A 22,286-nucleotide genomic window follows, 5' to 3' on the forward strand; every position below is an offset into this window, starting at 1 on the left:
GTGACCGACGAGGGGTGGGTGACCACATGCGGCTCACATCGCATCAAAGACCCTTGGGCGTACGAGGCTTACGGAGCCCACGAGGGGCCGGCACGAGGAGACGGGCCTGGGCCGCGGCCCTCGCCGCCGGAGTCGTCACCGCGGGGGTCCTCTCCGGCCCCACCGCGAGCGCGCGCCCGGCACCGGACCCGGCCTCGACAACGATGTCCGTCAAAGCGCCGCCGGGCGGCGACGACGTCCGCGTCCTGGTCTTCTACGGTTCCGCGGCGGCCGGGGACGAGTCGCCGGTCGTGAACGCCGGGATCGAGGCGATCGAGAAGATCGGCCTGTCCGGGCCCGCGAACCAGCGCTTCAAGGTCCGGGCCACCGACGACGCGTCCGTCTTCACCGACGCGAAGAAGCTGGGGCGCCTCAACACGATCGTGTTCCTGACCGGCGGCGGGGACGTCCTCGATCCCGAGCAGGAGGAGGGCCTCGAGGCGTACATGGAGGCGGGCGGCGGCTTCGTCGGCATCCATGACGCGGCCCGGGCGGAACCGTACTCCGACTGGTTCACCGGACTGGTCGGCGCCCGCCCGGCCGCCGGCGGCCCGACGGACGCCCAGCGCGCCGTCGTCGAGGTCGGCGACCGGCAGCACCCGGCCACCAAGGACCTGCCGCTGCAGTGGAAGCGCCCGGACGTGTGGCCGAACTGGGTGAAGAACCCGTCCGGCGACGTGCACACGGTGGCCAGGGTGCGCGAGTCCACGTACCGGCCCGGCGCGAGCGGGAACGGCTGGGACCATCCGATCAGCTGGTGCCGGGACTACGACGGCGGCCGGTCCTTCTACACCGGCATGGGAGGCACCGTGTCGTCCTACGACGAGACGGACTTCCGCGCGCATCTGCGCGGCGCCCTGCTGTGGACGACACGGCTGGCGCAGGCCGACTGCAAGGCGACGATCACCGCCGAGTACAAGGCCGAGCGGCTCACCGAGCCCAACCAGCCCGGGCAGAGCGACCAGATCGGCGAGCCGCACGGGCTGGTGACCGCGCCCGACGGGCGTGTGCTGTACATCGGCCGCGGCGGCGGGGACGCCTCCCAGCCGGTGGTCACCGACTGGAACGATCCCGACATCGGCAAGGGCAAGGGCCAGATCCACGTCTACGAACCGAGGACCGGAAAGGTCACGCTGGCGGGCGAGTTGACCGTCTTCGGCAACAAGGGCGGCGGTGACGAGCTGATCAAGGTCGAGGAAGGGCTGCTCGGCATCGAACTCGACCCGCACTTCGAGCAGAACGGCTGGGTGTATCTGCACTACACGCCGCACTCCCGGATCAACCGCGACACGCACATGGCCGAGCGGCGCGTCTCCCGCTTCACGCTCGACCTCGCCACCGACAAGCTGGACCTGGGCAGCGAGAAGGTACTGCTCGCGTGGCCGGTGCAGATCCACAGCTGCTGCCACGCGGGCGGCGGGATGACCTGGGACTCCAAGGGCAACCTGTACATAGCCACCGGCGACAACAACTCCAGCCGGTTCAGCGACGGTTACTCCGGCAACAACCCGCAGCCCAACTTCAAGGGCGTCTCCTTCGCGGACGCGCGCCGTACCGCCGGCAACACCCACAACCTCAACGGCAAGATCCTGCGCATCCATCCGGAGCCCGACGGGACGTACACGATTCCCGACGGGAACCTCTTCACCGGCAGGGAGACCGACGAGGGCGGCGGCAAGACCCGCGGCGAGATCTATGTGATGGGCGTCAGGAACCCGGCGCGCATCTTCGTCGACAAGAAGACCGACATCCTCTACGCGGGCTGGGTCGGCCCCGACGCGAGCGACCCGTCCCCGGTCTGGGGCCCGGCGAAGTACGACACGTTCGCGGTCATCACCGAGGCGGGCAACCGCGGCTGGCCGTACTGCATGGGCGACAAGCAGCCCTACCGGGACCGCAACCTGCCGGATCCGTCGAAGCCGCTCGGCTGGTACGACTGCGACCATCCGAAGAACGAGTCCCCGAACAACGACGGTCTGGTCGACCTGCCGCCGGTCACCGGCAACAACATCTGGTACTCGCCCCAGGGAGGGGGCCCGGAGTATCCGCGTGACGCGAACGGGATCCCCTCGTACAAGAAGGAGGAGGCCACGTATCTGCTGCCATGGCTCAAGGGCGGCGGGCAGGCCGCGATGAACGGTCCCGTCTACCGCTACGACCCGGACGGCACCAGCGACGTCAAGTGGCCCGCCTACTGGGACGGCAAGTGGTTCGTCGGCGACTTCTACGACGCCGACCAGCCGCGTGACGCCGTGCTCATGGACCCGAAGAACCAGGGCGACGGCGGGCTGCCGGTGCACGCGGAATCGCTGAAGAAGATCGTCCCGACCGGCAACGACGGCATCAAGAACCTCATGGACTGGAAGTTCGGCCCGGACGGCGCACTGTACGTCCTCGACTACGGGCGCGGCTTCTTCACCTCGGACGCCAAGTCGGCGCTGTGGCGGGTCACCTACACCGGTGGCGGCCCCACTCCCGCCGCCGGCCAGCTGGTCAGGAGGGGCGCATGACGCACACCCGGGGAACCGGACGAAGAATCTGGACGGCCCTGCTGGCGGCCCTGCTGCTGGTGGCCGGGCTGGCCCCGTCCGCCTTCGGGCGGACCGAACGGGCACGGACCGCCGCCGCGGCCCAGGTGCTCACCTGGACCGCCGGCGACGGCATCACGGCGTACGCCTCCGCGCCGCAGACCGCGGTCGCCGGCCCGGCGACGATCGTCTTCGAGAACAGCGCGGCGACCGGCAACACCACCGGCATGCCGCACACGCTGACGTTCGACGTCTCCGACCCGGAGTACAACAACGACGTCCAGCTCAACATCCTGGCCAACCCCGGTGACGACCAGGGCGGTCGGCACACCGCCGAGGTGACGCTCTCCCCCGGCCGCTACCGCTACTTCTGCACGATGCCGGGCCACGAACGGATGCAGGGCATCCTCGTCGTGACCGACGGGGGCGGCGCGGACACGGACGCCCCGGAGACCTCCGCGTCCGTGGACGGAACGCGGAACTCCGACGGCGCGTACGTCGGTTCGGCCACGGTGACCGTCACCGCGACCGACGGCGGGTCCGGGGTCGACCGGGTCGAGTACGCGGTCGGCGACGCGGACACCTGGCAGCCGTACACCACACCGGTGGTGATCGACCAGGTGGGCGGCCACACGCTGCGCTACCGGGCCGTCGACAAGGCGGGAAACATGTCGGCGGACAAGCGCGTCGAGTTCACGGTGGTCGCCCCGCCGACGGACGACACGACCCCGCCGGAGACCTCGGCCACCGTGACCGGCGAACGGAACAGCGACGGGGCGTACGTCGACATGGCGACGGTCACCGTGTCCGCGTCCGACACGGGCTCCGGGGTGAACACCATCGAGTACGGGGTCGACTCCGGCTCCTGGCAGCCGTACACCGCTCCCGTGATGGTGCATCAAGTCGGCTCCCACACCGTGCGGTACCGCGCGACCGACAAGGCGGGCAACGTGTCCGCGGACCGCAGTGTCGCGTTCACGGTCGTCGCGCCGCCCGCGCAGGACACCGTGCCGCCCGTGACCGGGGCGACCGTGGACGGCACCAGGAACTCCGACGGCGCGTACGTGGGCAACGCCCGGGTGACCGTGAGTGCGACGGACGACGGCGGCTCGGAGGTCGCGTCGGTGGAGTACTCGCTCGACGGCGGCCCGTACCTGGCGTACGGCGCACCCGTCGTCGTCGACCGTGCGGGAGCCCACACGGTGGCGTACCGGGCGAGCGACACGGCCGGCAACGTCTCCGAGCCGCGGACGGTGAGCTTCACCGTCGTGCCGGGGGGCGGCGTCCCCGCGCCCAACTGCCCCGAGTACGACGAGCGGTCGACGGTGTTCGTGGGCACGGTCGACTCCGGTGTGCGCAACCGCGTCACCGACAACCGGTGCCGGATCGGCGAGTTGATCGAGGACGAGAAGGAGTGGACCTCCCAGGCGCTGTTCCTGAAGCACGTGAGGACGGTCCTGGACCGGCTCAGCAAGGAGGGGGTGATCGACCAGCGCGAGTACCGGGCGATCCGTACGGCGGCCCGCGACTCGGGGATCGGCACGCCGGGGCACACGACGGGCTACCACTCCCTCTTCGACGGTACGGCCGCGTCCTTCGCCCGGTGGGAGCATGTCGGCGGCGGCTCCTTCGCGCTGAACCCCGACGGGTCGATCACCAGCGGCACCACCGCACCGGACCTGGGCATGCTGTGGTTCCCGCGGCGCAAGTACGGCGACTTCTCGCTGAAGCTGCAGTGGCGGGACGACGCCCCCGGTGACGGGAACGCCAACTCCGGTGTGTTCGTGCGGTTCCCCTGGGTCCACGACCACCCCGAGGAGCCCAGGCCGGAGTGGGCCGCCATCAAGTACGGGCACGAGGTGCAGGTGTTCGACCGGCCCGACGGCGACATGTACAAGACCGGTTCGATCTACGGCTTCGACCGGGTGGGTCTGGCCGGGGCGGGTGTCACTCCGAAGGGCACCTGGAACGACTACGAGATCCGTGTGGTCGACCAGCACTACTCGGTCTACCGCAACGGCGCGCTGATCAACGAGTTCGACAACGTCGGCGGCCAGGACTTCTATCCGCCCCGCTCGGACGACCCGGGCACGGACGGACGGCGGTTCGCCTCCGGCTACATCGGACTGCAGGTGCACAGCACGACGGATGTGATCTCCTACCGGGACATCCGGATCAAGGACCTGTGAGGTCCCCGTCCGGGTGACCGGCAGTCCGGGGGCGTGCGGCGGGCCGTGATCGGCGGCGACCGCACGCCCTCCGGCGCCGGGGGGCCGGGGTGTTCACGGGGCCGGGGGTCCGGCCGGCTTCCCGGTGTCGCCCGGTGCGCCCTGCCGCCGGGCACGGCTCGGCTGCACCCGCTTCGGCTCGCCCGGCATCTTCGGATGCTCCGGCGGATACGGCAGATCGCCGAGACCGTGGTCGTGTTCGTCGCGCCGGGCCAGTTCGAGAAGCGCCTCCAGGGAGAAGGCGTGGTCGTCCATGTCGGCGTGCACGTCGCCGAGTTCGGCATAGCGGCGGGGCATGCTCGCCAGGTCGAAGTCATGGGGGTCCGCGTCCCCGGTCTCCTCCCAGCGCAGCGGCGCGGACACGGGGGCGTGCGGCTTGGGGCGCACGGAGTAGGCGGAGGCGACGGTGCGGTCGCGGGCGGTCTGGTTGTAGTCGACGAAGATCTTCGCGCCCCGCTCCTCCTTCCACCAGGCGATGGTCACGTGCGCCGGCATGCGGCGCTCCAGTTCCCGTCCGACGGCGATCGCGGCGCGGCGCACCTGGGTGAAGGTCCAGCGCGGCTCGATGGGCACGAAGACGTGCAGCCCCCGGCCGCCGGAGGTCTTGGGCCAGCCGCGGAGCCCGCCGAACTCGTCGAGCACCGCCCGCAGTTCGTGGGCGGCGCGCACCGCGTCGGTGAAGTCGGTGCCGGGCTGCGGGTCGAGGTCGATGCGGAGCTCGTCGGGGCGGTCGACGTCGTCGCGGCGCACCGGCCACGGATGGAAGGTGAGCGTGCCGTACTGCGCGGCCCACACGACGGCGGCGACCTCGGTGGGACACATCTCGTCGGCGCTGCGGCCGCTGGGGAAGGTGATGTGGGCGGTGGGGATCCAGTCGGGCATGTTCCTGGGCGCCCGCTTCTGGAAGAAGGACTCGCCGCTCACGCCGTCCGGGTAGCGCTCCAGTGTGGTGGGACGGTTGCGCAGGGCGCGCAGGATCCCGGGGCCGACGGCCAGGTAGTACCGCGCGAGGTCCAGCTTGGTGAAACCGCGCTCCGGGAAGAAGACCTTGCCGGGGCTGGACAGCCGCACCGTCCTGCCCGCCGCCTCCAGCTCCACCGCTTCGCCCATGCCAGCCACCGTAGGCGCGTGGCACGTCCCCCGCACACCGGGCGGATCACCCGGCCCGGCCGCAGAATCAAGGGCATGGAGCTGCCGGTGATGCCACCCGTGAAGCCGATGCTCGCCAAGCCCGTGGCCGGCATCCCGCCGGGCATGCAGTACGAGGCGAAGTGGGACGGGTTCCGGGCCATCGTGTTCCGTGACGGCGCGGAGGTCGAGCTGGGCAGCCGCACCGGAAAGCCGCTGACCAGGTACTTTCCCGAGCTGGTGGGTGCGTTGCGGGAGCGGCTGCCGGACCGGTGCGTGCTGGACGGCGAGATCGTCGTCGCCCGGGAGGGCCACCTCGACTTCGACGCGCTGACCGAGCGGATCCACCCGGCCGACTCGCGGGTGCGGATGCTGGCGCGGAAGACCCCGGCGTCGTTCGTGGCGTTCGATCTGCTGGCGCTGGCCGACACGTCGCTGCTCGACGTCCCGCTGAGCGACCGGCGCGCCCTGCTGGAGCGGGAGCTGTCGGGTGTGGCGCCACCGGTCCACCTGGCGCCGGCGACGACCGACCGCACGGTGGCCGAGCAGTGGTTCCAGCGGTACGAGGGGGCGGGCCTGGACGGGGTGATCGCCAAGCCGCTCTCCCTTCCGTACCGTCCGGACCAGCGCGTGATGTTCAAGATCAAGCACGAGCGCACGGCGGACGTCGTGGTGGCGGGCTACCGCTTCCACAAGAGCGGCCCCGTCGTGGGTTCGCTGCTGCTCGGGCTGTACGACGACCGGGGCGCCCTCCAGCACGTGGGGGTGTCCGCCGCGTTCCCCATGAAGCGGCGCGCGGAGCTCGTGGCGGAGCTGGAGCCGCTGCGGATGGAGGACACCGCGGACCATCCGTGGGCGGCCTGGTCGGACGAGGTGGCGCACGAGACGGCGAGGCTGCCGGGGGCGCCCAGCCGCTGGTCGGGAAAGAAGGACCTGTCCTGGGTGCCGCTGCGGCCCGAGCGGGTGGCGGAGGTGGCGTACGACCACATGGAGAACGGGGTGCGGTTCCGGCACACCGCGCGGTTCCGCCGCTGGCGCCCGGATCGTACTCCCGAGAGCTGCACCTACGCCCAGCTGGAGGAACCCGTGCGCTACGACCTCGCGGAGATCCTCGGCTCCCCGGGCCGGCCCGCCCCGGACTGACCGCTCCGTGCCTCCGTCCCACCGAGCCGTCCGGTCACGCCGAGCCACGCTCCCCCACGCCGTCCGATCACACCGAGCCACGCCCTCCACGCCGTCCGATCACGCCGAGCCACGCCCTCCACGCCGTCCGATCACGCCGAGCCACGCCTCCCGCGCCGTCCGGTCACGCCGAGCCACCGCTCGCCGCGCCGTCCGGCCTCGTCGGCGTGCCCGGGCGCGGGACGGATCGGACAGGACCACCGGTTGAACGGACAAGCGCACAATGGGAGCCACGGGGGACTCGGCGGAAGCGGTGGGCATGCGACAGAACACGCGGATACGGCGCGGCGTGACGGCGGCGGCGCTGCTGATCGCCGCGGTGGCGGGATCCCTGGTGGCGGGCTGCAGCACGGGCGGCGGATCCCCGGACGGGAGGGGTGAGCAGCAGCAGACGCGGCCTCCGGGCGACGGGGGCCGGACCTCCGCCCCGCCGACGGGTCCGGTACTCGCGGTGAAGATCGACAACGTGCCCGCGGCGCGCCCGCAGACGGGCCTGGAGCAGGCGGATGTCGTCTACGCCGAGCAGGTCGAGGGCGGTCTGAGCCGGCTGATGGCGGTGTTCGCGACCAAGCTGCCGAAGGTGGTCGGGCCGGTGCGCAGCGCACGCGAGTCGGACCTGGAACTGCTGCGCCAGTTCGACGACCCGACGCTGGCGTTCTCGGGGGCGCAGCACAAACTCCTGCCGCTCATCGACAAGGCGCCGCTGACGCCCGAGTCTCCCGACACGAACGCGGACGCCTACTTCCGCGGCTCCGGCAAGGCCGCGCCGCACAACCTCTACCTGCGGCCCGGCCGGCTGATGACGTCCGCACCCGGGGCGGCCGCGCTGACGACGGGCTTCCGCTTCGGCGCCGCACCGGCGGGCGGCACGCCGCAGAGCACGCGCACCGTCCGCTTCCCGTCGGCCCGCTTCGCCTTCACCTGGTCCGCGGGGCAGCACCGCTGGCGGGTGGCGATGGACGGCACCCCGACGGTGACGACGGACGGCGCGCCGGTGACCCCGGCGACAGTGGTCGTGCAGTACGTGCGGGTGCGCGCCTCACGGTTCCACGACGTCCTGGGCAGCAACTCGCCGTACTCGGAGACCGTGGGCTCCGGAAAGGCCGATGTGCTGCGCGACGGGCGGGTGTTCCACGTCCACTGGCAGCGCGCCTCGGCGGAGGACGGCACGCGCTTCACCACGGCGGACGGCGGGCCGATGACCTTCGCTCCCGGGCAGGTGTGGGTGGTGCTGGCCCGGGCCTGACCCGGAAGCGGTCGAGGCGGGCCCGTTCCGGTACCGCGGCCCGCGAGCGGCGCTACGCCCGGCGGCCCCGCCGGCGCTCGGCCGCCACGCCCGCGTCCTGCCGGGCGGCGGCGAGCGCCCGGCGTGCCTCCTCCGCCGAGCCGAATCCGAGGGCCGCCGCGATCGCCTCCCAGGCGACGCCTCCGGCGAGCAGGGCCTCCACGGCGGCGCCGACGGCGACCACAGACGCACGCCTGGCGCGGTCGAGTTCGGCGAGGGTGCGCAGCAGGTCCGGGGCCGTCGCGGCGCTCGTGAGACCGCCCTGCGCCGCATGCCGCGCCTGGTCGGCCGTGACCCACCAGTCGGCGGAGGTGTGCGGGGAACGGGTGGCCAGGGTCCGGTCCACGGTGGTGCCGCCTTCCTTCGCTGAGACGCATGTCGGGCGCTGCGAGGGCTGCCAGTCTAGTTGCCCGTCCGAACCGCGGTGTCCGTAGTCCGCTGAACGGACGAACCACCGCCGTCGCCCCGAACGCACCGGAGCGCCCGCCCGGGCCGACTCCCCCAGGCGGACGCGAGGGAGGGGACCGCTCGAGGGTGACCCTGCCGGTCGCAGCCTCGACGGCATCCCGCAGGCACCGCCACCCGCGCAGGCGACCGGCCGCGGCGACCGACCACCTGCTGGAACCTGTGACGCGCCGGGCGCCGCGGAACGGCCCGGCGCTCAGGCCCGTGCCGTCGCCATCAGTGCGCGAGCGCGGCCTCCGCCCGTTCCGCCAGGCCGTCAGCGCCGCACGACCGCGCGAGCGTCAGGCCGCGCTCGAGGTCTTCGGCCGACCGGGCGGCGATTCCGTACTCGACCCGTGCCACGGCGTGTTCGTAGGCGCACGGCGATGCCTCCAGATAGGTCACCGCCCGGGCGTACAGGGTGACGGCGCGCTGCCCCGTCTCCAGGTCGCCGGCGAGGCGGAGTGCCTCCCCGATCGCGGTGTCCGTGCCGAAGAGTTCGGCCTGCCGGCGGGTGAGCGCCACCAGTTCCGCGGCACGGCGCGGATCGTCGGCGGCCAGGGCGCGGGCGAGGTCGCCGGCCCAGGGCGCCACCACGGTGTTGTGGCCGCGTCCCGCGGACGCCTTCTCGGCGGCCTCGAGTTCGTTGATGCCCTCTTCGGTCCGGCCGGCGGCCAGGAGCAGCCGGCCGCGCACGGAGTGGTTGTCGGGCAGTGTGATGGTGGACGGGTACGGCGGTGCGAAACCGTACTGCTCGGCGACCGACCACGCCTCCTCGGTGTACCCCCGGGCGAGCAGCGTGTCGATGAGCCCGCAGGTCGCGGACCAGTGCAGGGGCAGTCCGCGGCCGACCCGCTCCGCGAGGCGCAGTGACGCGCGCAGGGATGCCTCCGCCTCCACGAGGCGGCCGCGCCTGCGGTGTCCGAGTCCCACATAGGCGTGGGCCAGGGCGAGGTGGCCGCCGCTCCAGCCGGCCGACTCGTAGGCGCGCAGGCCCTCCGTGAACAGGCTCTCGGCCCGGTCGAGCCGGTCGGTGTAGGCGTACGCGTTGCCCAGCATCAGCAGCAGTTCGATGCCCCATTCGCTGTCGGTCCAGCCGAGGCCGGGCGCGAGGCGGCCGTTGACGAGGGCGCGGTCGCACAGTTCCACGACCTCCTCCGCGTTCTCGCCGTGGGTCATGGCGTCGAAGCCGCGCAGGATGAGCAGCGCACGCTCGGAGTTGTCCTTGCCGGTGCAGGTGCGGGCGAGCTCGGCCAACTCCCGGGAGCGGGCCGGGGACTCCTCCTCGGCCGCGTGAATGCCCTCCCACATGTGGTGCACGGCGCGCAGCCGCATCCGGGCCGGGCCCTCCGGCAGCCGGGCCGCCTCCGCGTCGATCGTGCGGACGGCCTCGTCCACCTGGTCGTTGTGCAGCAGGGCCTGGGAGAGGCGGTGGACGGCGTCCACCCGTTCGTCGCCCTCGAGGCCGGGCATGGCGAGGGCCGTCTGGAGGTAGTCGATGGTGGTGGCGGGCGACGTCAGCAGCGTGGCGCAGCCCAGTTCGTAGAGCACGTGCGGGTGGACCTCGGGCAGCGGCGGCTCCACGAGGGCACGCTCCAGACAGCGGCGGGCCGCCTCCGGGGCGCCGACGGCGAGGTGCTCGCGCGCGGCCTGGCGCATCTGCTCGACCAGTTCCTCGTCGTCGTCCGGGTGGACCTCGAGGAGGTGACGGGAGGCGGCCGCCGCGCCGAGTCCGGAGTCGGTGACGACCTGAGCGGCGATGCCGTGCATCGCGGTGCGCAGCCCGTCGGGGATCGAGCGGTAGACGGCGCTGGCGATCAGCGGGTGCACGAACTCCAGCTCCCCGTCGTCCGTCTGACGGCTCGACGGGTCGGCCTCGGTGAGGATGCGGGCCGCGCCGAGGAGTTCGGCGCAGCGCCGCGCGTCCTGGGGGCGCAGCGTGGCGAGCCGGGCCACCAGCTCCACGGTGATGCCGGAGCCGAGGATCGCCGCGGCCCAGGCGAACCGGGTGGCCTCTATGCCGAGGCTCTCGAGGCGGGCGACGAGGCCGTTGCCGCGGGCCGAGCGGTTCAGGGCGCGCAGTTCGTCGGCCGACTCCTCGACCGGTGCGAGCTGGCTGTCCTGCACCTTCGCGAGGAGTTCGACGGTCTCGTACGGGTTGCCGCCGGTCACGGCCCACACCTCGCGGCAGAACGGGGCGTCGGCGTGCACCCCGACGGTGGCCCGGGTGAGTCCGGCGGTCGCCTCGGGCGTGAGCACGCTCAGCGTGCCGACCGGGCGGCCGGCGGCCGCGGTGATCGTCTCCAGATGTCGGCCGCTCTCGCCGTCGGCCTCGCCGGGCCGGTGCGCCACCACGACGAGGACGCGCAGGTCGCCGAGGCGTTCGCAGAACGCGGCCAGCCAGTGGAGGGTCTCCTGGTCGGCCCAGTGCGCGTCGTCGACGAGCAGGACCAGTGGCCACTCCCGCTCGGCCAGCCGCGACACGGCGACGACCAGGCCGTCGCAGACGCCCTGCGGATCGGCCTGCCGCTCGCCGGGGGACGTTATGCCCAGGGCCGGTCCCGCGATGTCGTACCAGTCGCCCAGGTACTCCCGGGCCTCCGCCGGCATCAGCGAGACGAGTGCGGGCTGCAGCAGTTGCCGTACGACGTTGAAGGGGACGGATGTGACGGTCTCGCCGCCCCGCGCCGACCAGACGGTGCAGCCGCGCTGCTCGGCGATGCGGCGCGCCTCGGCGAGGAGCGCGGTCTTGCCGATGCCGGCCTCCCCGCTGAACACGAGCAGGCTCCCCGGCTCCCGCGGCGAGGCGTCGTCGCGCAGGGCGTCGACCGCCTCGGTGATGGCGGCGACTTCCGCGTCGCGTTCCCACAGGGAAGTCGAGGCGGCCCCGCCGGGCCGTGCCTCCGTCATCCCGGTACCTCCCCAGGTAGCCCAAACGACGTACGGACATTGAGCCTAGCCGTCCCGGAGCCTCGGTGGAGCCCGCTCGGTGCAGCTGTTGCCGTGATGGGTGATACGGCGCCTTCCGAGGCGACGCCGCACGCCGGCGGCGGCCGCACCGCGAGCCGGGCGGCAGGCCGCCGCGTGCGCCGTCCTCCCTCGTCCGGCACTCTCATCCGTCTTTCACGCACGCCTCGTACGGTGGGCCCATGACGCAGGTGACTCCGCCCGGGTGGTATCCCGACCCCGGGCAGACAAGTGACGGTCCCGCCACCGAGCGCTGGTGGGACGGCGAGGCATGGACGGACCGGATCCGCGCCGTGGATACGGCCGCCTCCTGGGGTCCGCCGGCGCAGCCGCCGGCCGTCGGCGCCGGGGCGGCCGTCGGCGCCGGGGCGGCCGTCGGCGCCGGGGCGGGCCTGCCGTTCGCCGCCGCCCCGTATCCGGGTGCCCGGCCCGCGCCCGCGCGGCGCGGGGTGCGGACCGGGCTCGCCGTGGCGGCGGCGGTCGTGGTCCTCGCGGCCGTCGGCGGCGGTGTCTACGCGCTGACCGCGCACGACGGCCGGGGCTCCGCCGGCTCCCGAGAAGCGGGCGGCCCGGGCGGGTTCGGCGGTCCCGAGGGGCAGGACGGCCAAGGGGATCGGGGCGGGCCCTTCGGCGACCAGGGCGGGTCCGGCGGTCCCGACGGGGACGGGGGCTCGGGCGGCGACCGGGCCCCCCGGCCGGGCGGGTCCGGGCAGCCGCGGGCCGAGGACGGGTACGTCGTCGATCCGGTCAACGGCATCAGCATCCCCGTGCCGGACGGCTGGAGCGGCACGGCCTTCGACGTGGGGGCGCGGATCACGGCGAAGGGCACCTACCCGTGCCCCGGAGACACCTCGAAGGTCTGCAGCACCGGCGGGGCGTACTCGGCGCCCGCCCAGGCGCAGGGACTGAAGGCCACCACGCCGCAGCAGGCGGCCGAGGAGGACATCGCCGGGAACGCCGAGGAGTCCTACGGCGGCGCCTCCTACGGCAGGATCACGTCCCACGAGGTGCTGGCCTCCCGGGCCGTGACCGTGGCCGGGCAGCGGGGCTACATGGTCCGCTGGAAGGCGGTCACCAGCAAGGGCGCGGACGGCTGCGTCGAGTCGCTGGTCTTCCCGTCGCCCGCCGACTCACGGCGGCTCGTCGTCGTCCGCTTCGGCATCGACATCGGGCCCGACGCGCCCCGGCAGTCGGTGCTGGACCAGATCACCAAGGGCATCAAGGCGTCGGCGGGCGGCAACGGCCGGAGCGCGTGAGCCGCCGTGCGGCGGCCCGGCCGGACATGGCGCGGCCGGGCGGGGTTCCCCTCCGCTCAAGGGGAACCCCGCCCGGCGGGGTGCGCCGCCCCCGTCCCCACGGTGCGGCGCGTGAGGGCCGCCGTCCGGTCATCCCGCGGACGGCGGCCCCGGTCTCATGTCAGTCCGAGCTCGGGAAGCAGCACCGCCTCGACGAAGCGCCTGAGGTAGTCCTCGTCCGCGTAACGCCCCTCCAGGAGCGGGCGGACCCGCAGCACGCCCAGCAGCTGCGCGGGGACGTACTCCAGCGCCGGGTGGTCGGCGGGCACCTCCCCGCGCTCCACGCCGCGCCGGACGATCTCCTGCAGTGCCTTCACCTCGGGCTCGACGACGGCTTCGCGCAGCGCCCGGGCGAGTCCCTCGTCCTGCATCGCGGCATGTCCGAGGGCCTGGACCAGCTTGGTGTCGCGCCCTGACCACTCGGCGGCGGCCCGCGCCGCGGCGCGCAGGTCCCCGGCCAGCGAACCGGTGTCGAGGCCCGCGAACCGCACACAGCGGCTGCCCCTGAGGGCGGCGGCCACGAACTGGGGCTTCGTCCTCCACTGGCGGTACAGCGTCGACTTGCTGCATCGCGTGCTGGCGGCGACGCCCTCCATGGTGACCGCCTCATAGCCGCATTCGCGGATCAGCTCGAGCACGGCATCGAAGAACTCGCGCTCACGCTCGGGCGTGAGCTTGGAGCGGCGCGAGCCGGCGACCGTCTCCGGTCCGTCCGCTGCCTGCGACGTCATGACGCTGCTCCTCGGTCGTGATCCGGTCGGTGGGCCGCTTCACAGCAGTATATCGATACGCCAGTGTACCGGTACGCGAGCGTATCGGTACACTGGCGTATCGGTACACTGGCGTATCGATGAGCCTTGGACAGGACCTACTCGTCTGTCCGGTGGATCCCTTCCTGGGCTCACCACGCATCACCCCACGCACGCACGTCAGCAAAGGGGGCGGGGGATGGATTCCCGCACCGAGCCTGAAAGTGCAGGGGCGGCCACGGCACGTCGGCCGCCCCTGCCCCGAGAAGTCCTGCTGGTGGCAGGGCTCTTCCTGGTCCACAAGTCCGGCCGGGTGCTCCCCGACGGCCGTACCGCCGAGGCGTTCCGCAACGCGCGCCGCGTCCGGGGCGGTAAACGCTCCCTCCGCCTGCCGGGCGAGGGCGCCGTGCAGTCCGCACTGCTGCACGGCGACGCCCTGGTGCGCGCCGCGAACGTCTGCTGCGCGGCCGTCCACTTCGCCGCCACCGGGGCCTTCCTGGTCCGGCCGTACATACGACGGCCGGGACACCGTCGGTGGGCCCGCCGGGTCCTGGCCCTGGTCACCGGCGCCGCGCCGGCGCTGCACCTCGCCTTTCCGCTCGCCCCGCCGCGGATGCTCGACGTGGCTCACCTGGTGGACACCGGGCGGACGTACGGGCCCACGGTGTACGGCGCCGAGCCGGGCGCCGACCCGCCGGCGAACCAGTTCGCCGCCATGCCGGACCTGGGGTCGAACTCGGCGGCGGAGGCCACGCCGGTGCCCGCGACCATGCCGGGCCCGGGGCCGTCGTCCGGGCCCGACGGGGCTGTGCCGGCCGACGGCCCCGGCCCGGTCGGAGCCCGCCGGTGAACGGCACCGTCCTCTCCGTCGGCCTGTCCCTGTTCTCCGCCGTCGCGTACGCGGCCGCCGCGGTGGCCCAGGAGCGGCTGGCCTTCCGCACCTCCGGCACCGGTGTGCTGCGGCTGCTCACGCGCGGCGCCTGGTGGTGGTCGGTCGTCCTGAACGCCTCCGCCGCGGTGCTGCACGTCGCCGCCCTGAAATTCGGGCCGTTGACCCTCGTGCAGCCGCTGGGCGCCCTCACCCTGGTGGCCGCGGTGCCGCTCGGCGCGCGGGCGGCGGGACGCCGCGTCGGCGCGGTGGAGTGGCGGGGCACCGCGCTCACGCTGATCGGTCTGGCCGCCCTGCTGGTGACGGCGTCCGGGCCGGAACCCGACGATCTGCTGAGCCTGCCGGAGGCGCTGACCGTGGCGGGCGCGACCGCCGCGCTGATCGGCGTGCTGTGCCGGCCCGGCGCCCGGCCCGGGTTGCGGCACGCGACCGCCTCCGGTTTCGCCTCAGGTGTCGCCTCGGCCCTCACCCAGAGCGTGACGGTGGCGGCGACCGACCGTTCGGAGCCGGTGCTCGGCACCCACGTCCTCGTCGTGGCACTCCTGGTCGCGGCGTTCGCGACGGGCGGCCTGCTGCTGTCGCAGACGGCCTACCGGGACGGTCTCGGCGCCCCGCTCGCGGTGGTGACCCTCGCCAATCCGGTCGCGGCGGCGGTGATCGGCCTGTCCCTCCTGGGCGAACGCCTCCAGGGCGGCGCGGCAGGGCTGTTGCTGACCGCGGCCGGGGCGCTGCTGGCGTCGTGGGGCGTGGTGACGCTGTCGCGGACCGCGCCGGATCCGCCGCACGCGGACGGCGGCCGTCCGGTCGCGGCGATGCTCGGCCCGGAGTCGGGACCGGCTCCCCACGAACTGCCGTTGCTGCCCGCGCAGACGGCACCGCCCGCGGCCGAGCACTTCACCGCCCGGTGAACGCACGGCGGCCGGCTCGTGCTCCCGCACGCGCCGGCCGCCGCCGTCATCCGTCCCCGGGGCTCAGCCGAGGCCCCGGGAGTCCTGCTTGAGCGCCGTGTCCACGGTGAGCGCCGTGGCCACGACGAGGCTCAGCAGCGGCTCGGGCAGTTGGTAGTGGATCTGCAGGACGTAGTTGTCCGCGGTGGTGAACATCGTCTTCGCCAGACCTTCCCAGGTCTTGGTGATCCGGGCGACCTCGTTGTCCGCGTGGTCGACGATCGCGAAGTTCCAGGCACGCCAGTTCTCCGCCTTGATCGCACCGACCTGCCGGCCGTTCGCGTTCATCGCGAAGTTGATCTTCCCGATCATGTTCTGCTGGACGATCTCGCCCACGGGCTGCCCGTCCGGACGCTCCACGACGACCCGCGACTTGAGGAACTTCGCGGGCCGGGTCAGCACCAACTGCGGCTGTCCGTAGTTGTCACGGATCTCGAGCCTGTGGGTCATGAACTGGTCCAGGCTGGAGACGAAGCGCAGCGCCTTCTTCAGCGCGCTCTGTCCGACCTCGACGACCGAGCCGAGCTGGTTGCCGTTCTGATCCATGACCTTGTACTCGTTGGTCAGCTCGATCAGCTTGGCCTTCTGGTTCACCACCAGGACCGGCTCGGTGAACAGGCTGCCGCCGCCGGGACCGCTCGGGGCGACCCCGGCCTCCCGCTGCACCTGACTCTGCACGCGCGGGTCGGGACCGGCCGGCTGCTGCGGAACTGCCGCCTGGGCGTGGGCCTGCGGGGCCTGAGCCGCTCCCTGCTGGTCCGGGCTGGTGTGCTGGGTCCACTGCGCGCCGTCCCAGTAGCGGAGCGTACGGGGCGCGCCGTGCGGGTCCGGGTACCAGCCTGCAGGGGTGTTCGATTGCGTGGTCACCGGGGCACACTACCGCGAGCACATCGGTATCTGGCCAGCCCCCTCGATACGGGATCATCGCCCCCCTTCCGCCTGCGTCGCGCCCCTATTCCGTGGCGATCGCCGGATCGCTCACGCCCGGCCGCCCGTTCTCGACGTGCCCCGCGAAACGGCGCAGGAAGGACGGGTCGGCGTCGCACGTGACGGTGAGGTCGTACCAGCGCCTGCTCGCCTCCAGGCCGACGGTGTGCCCGACGGTGGCACCGGCCCGGACCGTGAGGGTCTTCGGGCGCCCCCCGTACCCGCTGGCGACCTTGAACCGCACCGTGCCGGAGCCCTTGTTGGTGAAGGTCAGGGTGATGTCGTCGCGGCCGTGCCGCGCGATCACCTCGGGGCCGGCGCTCCTGCCGGGGCCCTTGAAGACGCGCTGGAACCCGTTCGGGCCGTGCACGGTCAGGTCGTACGAGCCGTTGGAGTACGCCGAGTTCCAGGTGTCCGACACGGTCGTGCCGGCCTCGGTGGTGTAGGTCCACGGACCGTCGGCGCGGTTGCCGGAGGTGACGAGGAAGGAGGCTCCGGCGCGCCGTCCCGAGGCGAAGGTGAGCGTGAGGGTGCCGGCCGGGGCGTTCACCGAACCGTCCACGAGGGGCGCGTACTTCAGCGGGCGGGTGGGCCGCGGGCCCCGTTCCTGCCGGGGAAGGACGGGGGTGGCGGGCGGGACCGGCACGTAGTCGGGGTGGCGGTCGTGGTCCTGGGGCCGGTAGCCGTCGGTGGCCGGGAGCGACACCGGGCCGGCGTCCTTGCGGGAGAAGTCGAACGCCGCGGTCAGATCGCCGCACACGGTGCGCCGCCACGGTGAGATGTTCGGCTCGTGGACGCCGAAGCGGCGCTCCATGAACCGGATGATCGAGGTGTGGTCGAGGGTCTCGGAGCAGACGTAGCCGCCCTTGCTCCAGGGCGAGACGACCAGCATGGGCACGCGCTGTCCCAGCCCGTAGGCGCCGGGGACGTGACTGCCGTCGCCCGGGAAGACGTCCGGGCCGGCGTCGACCGTGGACTTGCCCTGCGCGGCGGAGGCCGGCGGGAACGGCGGTATCAGATGGTCGAAGAAGCCGTCGTTCTCGTCGTAGGTGATGAACAGTGCCGTCTTCGCCCAGACCGCGGGATCGGAGGTGAGTGCGTCCAGGACCTGGGAGATGTACCAGGCGCCGTAGTTCGCCGGCCAGTTGGGGTGCTCGGTGAACGCCTCGGGCGCGACGACCCAGGAGATCTGCGGCAGCGTGCCGGCCCGCACGTCGGCCCTGAGCCGGTCGAAGAAGCCTTCTCCCCTGCGGGCGTCGGTGCCGGTGCGGGCCTTGTCGTGGAGGGGGTCACCCGGCCCCGCGTTCTGGTACCGGGTGAAGTACAGCAGCGAGTTGTCGCCGTAGTTCCCGCGGTAGGCGTCCTGGATCCAGCCCCAGGAGCCGTTCGCGTCGAGGCCGTCGCCGACGTCCTGGTAGATCTTCCAGGAGACCCCGGCCTTCTCCAGGCGCTCGGGGTAGGTGGTCCAGCTGTAGCCGGCCTCGTCGTTGCCGAGGACGGGGCCGCCGCCCGTGCCGTCGTTGCCCGTGCAGCCCGTCCACATGTAGTAGCGGTTCGGGTCGGTGGAGCCGATGAACGAGCAGTGGTAGGCGTCGCAGATGGTGAAGGCGTCGGCGAGCGCGTAGTGGAACGGTATGTCCTCGCGCGTCAGATACGCCATGGTGGTCGAGGACTTGGCGGGCACCCATCTGTCGTACGCCCCGCCGTTGAAGGCGGCGTGCCCGTCGTTCCAGCCGTGCGGGAGGTCCTGGACGAACTGCAGGCCCAGGTCGTCGGCGTCGGGGCGGAACGGCAGGATGTCCCTGACGCCGTCCGACTGGTGCCAGACCGGCTTGCCGTTCCGCAGGGTCACCGGCCGCGGGTCCCCGAAGCCGCGAACGCCTCGGAGCGTGCCGAAGTAGTGGTCGAAGGATCGGTTCTCCTGCATCAGGACGACGATGTGCTCGACGTCCTCGACGGTGCCGGAACGGTGGTGCGCGGGAAGGGCGGCGGCGCGCTCGACGCTGCTCGAGAGCGCGGTGAACCCGGCGGTGCCGCCGGCGAGTTGGAGGAAGCGGCGCCGATTCACATGAGGCATGAGGGGGTGACCTCTTGTCTTCCTGACGGGGCGGGACGCCCGATGGTGAGGGAACCTGCGCGAAGGGAGTGTTCCAGGAGGATCGAACATCGGGAAAGGATGCGATGGCGCCCATGTGACAGTCGCCCGTACGGGAGATGTGAGAGCGGTCAAGACCGCCCCGGGAGGACCGGCACCGCCCGGGGCCGGGCGGCGGCCGTCGCGGCGGCCTCGCCCGCTACCGCCGGTGCTCCCGCGGTGGGCTGATCTCGATGCGCACCGCGCCGCGGTGACCGCCGCATCGCCGCCGATCGCGTGCGACGGCCGGACGTGGCGGCCTGACAGCGAACGTGACGTGGTGACGTGGTGACGCGGTGTTCGTCACGACGGGTGAGGGCTTCCCGTCCCGGGCCCACCGGAGACGTACGCCGTGCTCGCCGAACCCGCCGTCGCGGACGTACGGCCGGCCGGTGACGTCGTGGACGTGCTCCTGCGGCTCTCGACGTCGACCACGTCGCCCACCCGCACCTGCTCGTACAGCCACCGCGCGTCGGCGGGCCTCAGGCCGAACCAGCCGTTCGCCGGCTCGAAGCGGCCCGGGTGTCCGATGCCGTGCGCCGGAGCGCCGAGGTAGGTGATCGTGCCGTCTTCGGCGCGGAGTTCGACCACCCAGGGGACCTCGAGGCTGTGGGCGTGCTCCAGGCCGACCTCCTCGGCGGGCAGCACCCTGGTGTCCTCCCGTGCCGTGACCGTCATCCGCCCGGTCGGCGCCGGGGTATGCAACCCGACCGCCACGACCGGCAGTTCGCGACGTCCGACGACGAGCACCCGCCGGGTGGGGTCCACTGTGGCGGTGGGTGTCGCCCCGGTGGTCGCCGTGCCGGTCAGGCCGGTGGCCGGAGAGGGGCTGTCGTGGGCGTCCGCGCCGGTGGGATTCCGTAGGAGCACCAGGCCCAGGACCGTCACGGCGAAGGCCCCGGCGACCGTGGCGACCGCGCGGTGACGGCGACGGCGTGCGTCCGCCCGGCGGCGGATCTCCGTGCCGGACGCGGAGGGCGGGGTCTGCCCGGACTCGGCCAGTTCACGCAGCCGGGTGATGAGGTCATCGGACACGGTCGTCCTCCCTCTCCGCCTCGCCCAGTTGCCGCGCCAGCGCCGCCCGGCCCCGGGACAGCCGGGCCTTGACCGTCCCGACGGGTGCACCGGTTTCGGAGGCTACCTGCTCGACGGTCAGGTCGCACAGATGGTGCAGAACCACGGCCATCCGCTGCGCCTCGGGCAGGGTACGCAGCGCCGCCACGAGCACGGCCCGCTCGGGCCCGGGCCCGGGCATGTGCTCCGGCGGCGGGGTGCCACGCACCAGTTCCAGCCAGCGTCGTGCCCGTCGCCAGCGGCTGGCCGCGAGCCGCATCGCCACGGTCCGGACCCACGCCTCGGGGGCGCCGTCGGCGAGCAACTCCCGACGTCGGTCCCAGGCCCGTACGAACGCCTCCTGCACGACGTCCTGCGCCTCGCCGCGGTCCCCGGTGAACGCGTAGAGCTGGCCGGTCAGTCGGGGGAACGCGGTCGCGTAGAACGCGTCGAACTCTTCCTCGGTCATGTCCCCGCCGTGAACTCACCCATGACATCGCCACGAGTTCTCCGGAATTCCGGGAGCCCTGTGCAACCCGGCCGTCTTCCCCGCGCGTACAGGTCCCGTACGCCACACATCGAAACACATCGCAGGAGGAACTCGATGACCAGCAGTGCCAGGAGCCGGCGACGCGGCCTCTCCCGGGTGGCCGCGGCCGCGTGTGTGCCGGCGACGCCGACGGGCCGCGCGCGGACGGCCGTCGGGGCGCGGTCCCGGATGCTCCTCGGCAGCCCGGAGGGCCGGTGAGGCGCCCTTCGCCCGTCGGTGACCGGGTGGACCGGCGAGGAGCAGAGGTGAGCGGCGACGGGACGTGGGCCGAGCGGCTGCGGCGCTTCGGCTACGTGCCGCTTCCGCGCACGGGCACGGCGGAACGGCTGGTGCCGGACTTCCCCCGACCGCCGACTCGGCTCTGGCGGACCCTGGGCTGTCCCCCGGGCGTCGCCCGTCGCGCTGCCGGGGCGACCGGATGGCTCGGCCCGGTGCTGGTCGCCGCCGTCGCGGGAGCGATCCGCTTCTGGCGACTCGGCCGGCCCCACGCCGTGGTCTTCGACGAGACGTACTACGCCAAGGACGCCTGGGCCCAACTGCGGCTCGGTTACGAAGGCGTGTGGCCGGACCGCAAGATCACCGATCCGCAGATCCTCGCCGACCCGCAGGTCATACCCCTGTCGCACACCGGGGCGTTCGTCGCCCACCCGCCCCTGGGCAAGTGGGTCATCGCCGTCGGCGAGTGGGTGTTCGGACTCGACCCGTTCGGCTGGCGCTTCATGACCGCCGCCCTCGGCACGCTGTCCGTGCTGATGCTGTGCCGGATCGGACGGCGTCTGTTCCGCTCGACGTTCCTCGGGTGTCTGGCCGGCCTGCTGATGGCGGTGGACGGGCTGCACTTTGTCATGAGCCGTACCGCTCTGCTGGATCTCGTCGTCATGTTCTTCGTCCTCGCCGCCTTCGGCTGCCTGCTGATCGACCGTGACCGGGCGCGGGAGCGGCTGGCCCTGGCGCTGCCGACGGGCGGCCCCCGTGGCGCGGGTGCGGGCCGTCACCTCGGCGACCGGAGCGGCACGGGGTGGCGGCCGTGGCGGGTTGCCGCGGGAGTTCTTCTGGGGCTGGCGTCGGCGACCAAGTGGAACGGACTGTACTTCCTGGTGTTCTTCACCGTGATGACCCTGCTGTGGGATGTCGGCGCACGCCGCGTCGCGGGGGCACGGCACCCGTACCGCGCGGTGCTGCGCAAGGACCTCGGCCCCTCCGTGGTGTCCCTGGTCCCTGTCGCCCTGTCGACGTACTCGGCGACATGGACCGGATGGCTGCTGTCCGACAAGGGATACGGCCGGCACTGGGCCGACGGCCGGGGCGGCACGTGGGGCTGGATCCCGGCGCCGCTGCGCAGCCTGTGGCACTACCAGTACCAGGTGTACCGGTTCAACATCGGGCTGGAGACTCCCCACCCGTACCAGTCGCACCCGTGGAGCTGGCCGGTGCTCGGACGCCCCGTGTCCTTCTTCTTCGAGTCGTCGGCCTACGGCCAGGACGGCTGCGGGGCGGCCGGCGGCTGTGCGCGGGAGATCATCGCTCTGGGCACACCGATGCTGTGGTGGTCGGCGTGCTGCGCCCTCGTCCACCTGCTGTACCGATGGGCGTTGCGCCGCGACTGGCGTGCCGGCGCCGTCCTGTGCCCGGTGGCGGCAGGCTGGCTTCCGTGGTTCGCCTACTCGGACCGCACCATCTTCTCGTTCTACGCGGTGGTCTTCCTGCCCTACTTGTGCCTTGCCGTGGCGATGACGGCGGGGGCGGCCCTCGGCGCGTCCGGACCCGGTCGGCGACCCCGCCTCTGGGGCATGGCCGGCGTCGGCGTTCTCACGTTGCTGATCCTGTGGAACTTCATCTATTTCTGGCCGCTGTACACCGGCGCCACGATCCCGACCGACGGCTGGCGGGCGCGGATGTGGCTGGACACCTGGGTCTGACGGGGAAGACGTGCCGGGCGGC

General features: G+C 72.9%; 15 protein-coding genes and 1 pseudogene. 8 read left to right on the forward strand and 8 right to left on the reverse strand.

Annotation, left to right across the window (positions count from 1 at the left end; translation table 11 throughout):
* The first annotated feature begins 26 nt into the window (after nt 1-26).
* On the forward strand, nt 27-2,549 hold the full coding sequence (locus ACFYMU_RS15890; protein WP_388373117.1) for a ThuA domain-containing protein: 2,523 nt from the start codon (nt 27-29) through the stop codon (nt 2,547-2,549).
* The gene (locus ACFYMU_RS15895) at nt 2,546-4,756 is read left to right on the forward strand and encodes an OmpL47-type beta-barrel domain-containing protein (RefSeq protein WP_388373119.1); all 2,211 of its coding nucleotides are present in this window, start codon (nt 2,546-2,548) and stop codon (nt 4,754-4,756) included. Before ACFYMU_RS15890 ends, ACFYMU_RS15895 begins: the two co-directional genes overlap by 4 nt.
* Before the next feature lie 93 nt (nt 4,757-4,849).
* On the opposite strand, the gene ligD is transcribed toward ACFYMU_RS15895, so the two are convergent.
* Nucleotides 4,850-5,905, reverse strand: coding sequence for a non-homologous end-joining DNA ligase (ligD, locus tag ACFYMU_RS15900; RefSeq protein ID WP_388373121.1), 1,056 nt, complete (start codon nt 5,903-5,905; stop codon nt 4,850-4,852).
* 75 nt (nt 5,906-5,980) lie between these two features.
* Here ligD and ACFYMU_RS15905 point away from each other — a divergent pair, with 75 nt between their 5' ends.
* Entirely contained in the window at nt 5,981-7,066 is a 1,086-nt protein-coding gene (locus ACFYMU_RS15905; protein ID WP_388373516.1) for an ATP-dependent DNA ligase, read from the forward strand.
* Nucleotides 7,067-7,364: 298 nt separating this feature from the next.
* Nucleotides 7,365-8,351: a DUF3048 domain-containing protein gene (locus tag ACFYMU_RS15910; RefSeq protein ID WP_388373123.1), complete on the forward strand. Its 987-nt coding sequence runs from the start codon at nt 7,365-7,367 to the stop codon at nt 8,349-8,351.
* Nucleotides 8,352-8,403: 52 nt separating this feature from the next.
* Here ACFYMU_RS15910 and ACFYMU_RS15915 read toward each other — a convergent pair whose 3' ends face one another.
* Nucleotides 8,404-8,736 (reverse strand): hypothetical protein, encoded by a 333-nt coding sequence (locus ACFYMU_RS15915; protein ID WP_388373125.1) that lies wholly within the window; start codon nt 8,734-8,736, stop codon nt 8,404-8,406.
* A 335-nt stretch (nt 8,737-9,071) separates the two neighbouring features.
* Entirely contained in the window at nt 9,072-11,744 is a 2,673-nt protein-coding gene (locus tag ACFYMU_RS15920) for an ATP-binding protein (RefSeq protein WP_388373126.1), read from the reverse strand.
* A gap of 239 nt (nt 11,745-11,983) precedes the next feature.
* Here ACFYMU_RS15920 and ACFYMU_RS15925 point away from each other — a divergent pair, with 239 nt between their 5' ends.
* Entirely contained in the window at nt 11,984-13,057 is a 1,074-nt protein-coding gene (locus ACFYMU_RS15925; RefSeq protein WP_388373128.1) for a DUF2510 domain-containing protein, read from the forward strand.
* Nucleotides 13,058-13,212: 155 nt separating this feature from the next.
* On the opposite strand, the gene ACFYMU_RS15930 is transcribed toward ACFYMU_RS15925, so the two are convergent.
* On the reverse strand, nt 13,213-13,827 hold the full coding sequence (locus ACFYMU_RS15930; RefSeq protein ID WP_388373130.1) for a TetR/AcrR family transcriptional regulator: 615 nt from the start codon (nt 13,825-13,827) through the stop codon (nt 13,213-13,215).
* A gap of 217 nt (nt 13,828-14,044) precedes the next feature.
* Between ACFYMU_RS15930 and ACFYMU_RS15935 the strand changes: the two are divergent.
* Together ACFYMU_RS15935 and ACFYMU_RS15940 are read left to right on the forward strand one after the other, a co-directional pair.
* A pseudogene (locus ACFYMU_RS15935) lies at nt 14,045-14,572 on the forward strand (phosphatase PAP2 family protein); the annotation flags it as partial.
* A 119-nt stretch (nt 14,573-14,691) separates the two neighbouring features.
* Complete coding sequence (locus tag ACFYMU_RS15940) at nt 14,692-15,642, forward strand: DMT family transporter (protein WP_388373132.1); 951 nt, start codon at nt 14,692-14,694, stop codon at nt 15,640-15,642.
* Nucleotides 15,643-15,705: 63 nt separating this feature from the next.
* On the opposite strand, the gene ACFYMU_RS15945 is transcribed toward ACFYMU_RS15940, so the two are convergent.
* The 4 genes from ACFYMU_RS15945 to ACFYMU_RS15960 all read right to left on the reverse strand — a co-directional run bounded on the left by ACFYMU_RS15945 (nt 15,706) and on the right by ACFYMU_RS15960 (nt 20,264).
* On the reverse strand, nt 15,706-16,548 hold the full coding sequence (locus ACFYMU_RS15945) for a phospholipid scramblase-related protein (protein WP_388373134.1): 843 nt from the start codon (nt 16,546-16,548) through the stop codon (nt 15,706-15,708).
* Between the two features lie 85 nt (nt 16,549-16,633).
* On the reverse strand, nt 16,634-18,685 hold the full coding sequence (locus ACFYMU_RS15950) for a phosphocholine-specific phospholipase C (protein ID WP_388373136.1): 2,052 nt from the start codon (nt 18,683-18,685) through the stop codon (nt 16,634-16,636).
* A 360-nt stretch (nt 18,686-19,045) separates the two neighbouring features.
* Complete coding sequence (locus ACFYMU_RS15955; RefSeq protein ID WP_388373138.1) at nt 19,046-19,777, reverse strand: L,D-transpeptidase; 732 nt, start codon at nt 19,775-19,777, stop codon at nt 19,046-19,048.
* Entirely contained in the window at nt 19,767-20,264 is a 498-nt protein-coding gene (locus tag ACFYMU_RS15960; protein ID WP_388373140.1) for a SigE family RNA polymerase sigma factor, read from the reverse strand. The genes ACFYMU_RS15955 and ACFYMU_RS15960 overlap by 11 nt, the downstream gene beginning before the upstream one ends.
* Before the next feature lie 326 nt (nt 20,265-20,590).
* On the opposite strand from ACFYMU_RS15960, the gene ACFYMU_RS15965 reads away from it, so the two are divergent.
* The gene (locus ACFYMU_RS15965; protein WP_388373142.1) at nt 20,591-22,264 is read left to right on the forward strand and encodes a dolichyl-phosphate-mannose--protein mannosyltransferase; all 1,674 of its coding nucleotides are present in this window, start codon (nt 20,591-20,593) and stop codon (nt 22,262-22,264) included.
* The last annotated feature ends 22 nt before the right edge of the window (nt 22,265-22,286 follow it).

The organism is Streptomyces sp. NPDC007264, from assembly GCF_042869095.1.
GTDB lineage: Bacteria > Actinomycetota > Actinomycetes > Streptomycetales > Streptomycetaceae > Streptomyces.

Coding starts and splice junctions, on each gene's coding strand:
- ACFYMU_RS15925 (WP_388373128.1), top strand. CDS start 11,984: ATGACGCAGGTGACTCCGCCCGGGTGGTATCCCGACCCCGGGCAGACA.
- ACFYMU_RS15910 (WP_388373123.1), top strand. CDS start 7,365: ATGCGACAGAACACGCGGATACGGCGCGGCGTGACGGCGGCGGCGCTG.
- ligD (WP_388373121.1), bottom strand. CDS start 5,905: ATGGGCGAAGCGGTGGAGCTGGAGGCGGCGGGCAGGACGGTGCGGCTG.
- ACFYMU_RS15920 (WP_388373126.1), bottom strand. CDS start 11,744: ATGACGGAGGCACGGCCCGGCGGGGCCGCCTCGACTTCCCTGTGGGAA.
- ACFYMU_RS15895 (WP_388373119.1), top strand. CDS start 2,546: ATGACGCACACCCGGGGAACCGGACGAAGAATCTGGACGGCCCTGCTG.
- ACFYMU_RS15905 (WP_388373516.1), top strand. CDS start 5,981: ATGGAGCTGCCGGTGATGCCACCCGTGAAGCCGATGCTCGCCAAGCCC.
- ACFYMU_RS15930 (WP_388373130.1), bottom strand. CDS start 13,827: ATGACGTCGCAGGCAGCGGACGGACCGGAGACGGTCGCCGGCTCGCGC.
- ACFYMU_RS15890 (WP_388373117.1), top strand. CDS start 27: ATGCGGCTCACATCGCATCAAAGACCCTTGGGCGTACGAGGCTTACGG.
- ACFYMU_RS15960 (WP_388373140.1), bottom strand. CDS start 20,264: ATGACCGAGGAAGAGTTCGACGCGTTCTACGCGACCGCGTTCCCCCGA.
- ACFYMU_RS15950 (WP_388373136.1), bottom strand. CDS start 18,685: ATGCCTCATGTGAATCGGCGCCGCTTCCTCCAACTCGCCGGCGGCACC.